This window comes from Nocardia sp. NPDC060220 (genome assembly GCF_042727815.1).
Classification (GTDB): domain Bacteria; phylum Actinomycetota; class Actinomycetes; order Mycobacteriales; family Mycobacteriaceae; genus Nocardia.
Genome location: NZ_JBHWZY010001211.1, coordinates 1 through 1,577, shown reverse-complemented (window position 1 = coordinate 1,577; position 1,577 = coordinate 1). Strand labels below are relative to the sequence as shown.

Annotated in this window: 2 protein-coding genes and 1 pseudogene; 1 reads left to right on the top strand and 2 read right to left on the bottom strand. The window is 68.3% G+C overall.

Going from position 1 to position 1,577, the window contains the following annotated elements; all coding sequences use genetic code 11:
* A pseudogene (locus ACFWF3_RS35370) lies at window positions 1-278 on the top strand (acyl-CoA synthetase); the annotation flags it as partial.
* Here the strand turns inward: ACFWF3_RS35370 and ACFWF3_RS35365 are convergent.
* Both ACFWF3_RS35365 and ACFWF3_RS35360 read right to left on the bottom strand, forming a co-directional pair.
* On the bottom strand, window positions 261-884 hold the full coding sequence (locus ACFWF3_RS35365) for a TetR/AcrR family transcriptional regulator (protein WP_379318482.1): 624 nt from the start codon (window positions 882-884) through the stop codon (window positions 261-263). The pseudogene ACFWF3_RS35370 and the gene ACFWF3_RS35365 sit on opposite strands and share 18 nt — an antisense overlap.
* A 30-nt stretch (window positions 885-914) precedes the next feature.
* On the bottom strand, window positions 915-1,577 hold a 663-nt coding region (locus ACFWF3_RS35360; protein WP_379318480.1), incomplete at its 5' end, for an APC family permease.

The following is a 1,577-nucleotide window of genomic DNA, read 5'->3' as shown; positions in this document are numbered from 1 at the left end:
CCCAAAACAACTGCGGGTGCGTGCGTCGCCTGCCGCAGATCAGCGAAGTCGCCGTGGTCGGCGTCCCCGACCGGGAGTTCGGTCAGCGGCTGGCCGCGTTCGTGGTGAAACGCGAAGGGGCGGGACTGGATTCGGACATGGTGCGGACCTACATCCGCAACCGGCTGAGTCGATTCTCGGTCCCGCGTGATGTCACGTTCCTGAGCGCGCTGCCACGCGGGGAGACCGGCAAGATCCTCAAGCGGGTGCTCGTACCCGGGTCAGCGCTGAGCGAGTAGCAAGCGCACCGCACGCTCGATCGTCGCTGATGCCTGCTCGCCCGACAGTCCGCGCCGGTCCTGCAGGTGGTGGCGCGTCGGCCAGGCCAGGGCGCCGTCGACCAGATCGAGCAGCTCGTCGTCGAGTTCGCCGTCGGAGCGCGACAGTTCGGGTGCGAACAGCGCGGCCAGTACGGCGCGGATGCGTTCGTCGGTGCGCCGCATCCGTGCGTCGATCGCGTCGATCGATCGAGATTCCTGCAGACCGGGCAGCCGGGGCACGCGCTGCAGGTCGAAGATCGCGGCGCTCTGCGCGACCGCGACCCTGATCCGCTCGGCCAGGGCAGGCGAGGGGTCCGCGACGACCAGGCGCCCCTCGACCATCTCGGACTGGCGCTCCGTCGCGGCCACCAGCAACGCTTCGCGGTCGGGAAAGTGCACGAAGACACTGCGTTCGGAGGTGCCCGCTCTGGCGGCGATCTCGCGCGCGGTCGGTGCGAAATCGCCCGCGGTCACCGCGGCGAGCAGTCCGTCGATGATCGCTTCGCGCGTTTTCGCGGGATCGCGCCGCCGCCGCGGCGCGCGCGCCTGCCCCGCGCCCGCCGCGGCGTCCTGCTCCGATCTCATCGACCCATCACAGCACAGTTCGCTGTCGGCCTACTTGCTCGGCTCCGGCGCGGTCCGGTTCATCACCGAGTGCTTGCGCGAATAGGCGAAGTACACGATCAGCCCGACGACCAGCCAGCCGAGGAAGCGCACCCAGGTCTCCCACGGCAGTGACCAGATCAGGTAGGCCGAGAAGCCGATCCCGACCAGCGGGATCACCGGCATCAGCGGCAGCCGGAACGAACGCGGAGCATCGGGCCTGGTGCGCCGCAACACGATCACCGAGACGCACACCACGATGAAGGCCATCAGGATGCCGATATTGGTGAGCTCGGCGACGGTGTTGATCGGCAACACGCCGGCCAGGATCGCCGCGCCGAAGCCGACGATCCAGGTGACCCTGGTCGGGACCTTGCGGGTGGGGTGGGTCTTGGCGAACCAGATCGGCAACAGCCCGTCGCGGCTCATCGCGAACCACACCCGGGTGACGCCGAGCATGAAGGTGAGCACCACGGTGATGATGCCGACGATCGCGCCGACCGCGATGATGTTGGCGACGCCCGGCATCCCTACCGATTCGAACGCGGTGGAGAAACCGCTGGTCGGGCTGATCTCGGTGTACTTCTGCATACCGGTGAGCACGAGCGTGGCCAGCACGTAGAGCACCATCGCGATCGCCAGGGAGTAGATGATCGCCTTGGGCAGGTGCTTGCG

Bases quoted from the DNA above. Each gene is read 5' to 3' on its own strand.
- ACFWF3_RS35365 (WP_379318482.1), bottom strand. From the start codon at position 884: ATGAGATCGGAGCAGGACGCCGCGGCGGGCGCGGGGCAGGCGCGCGCG.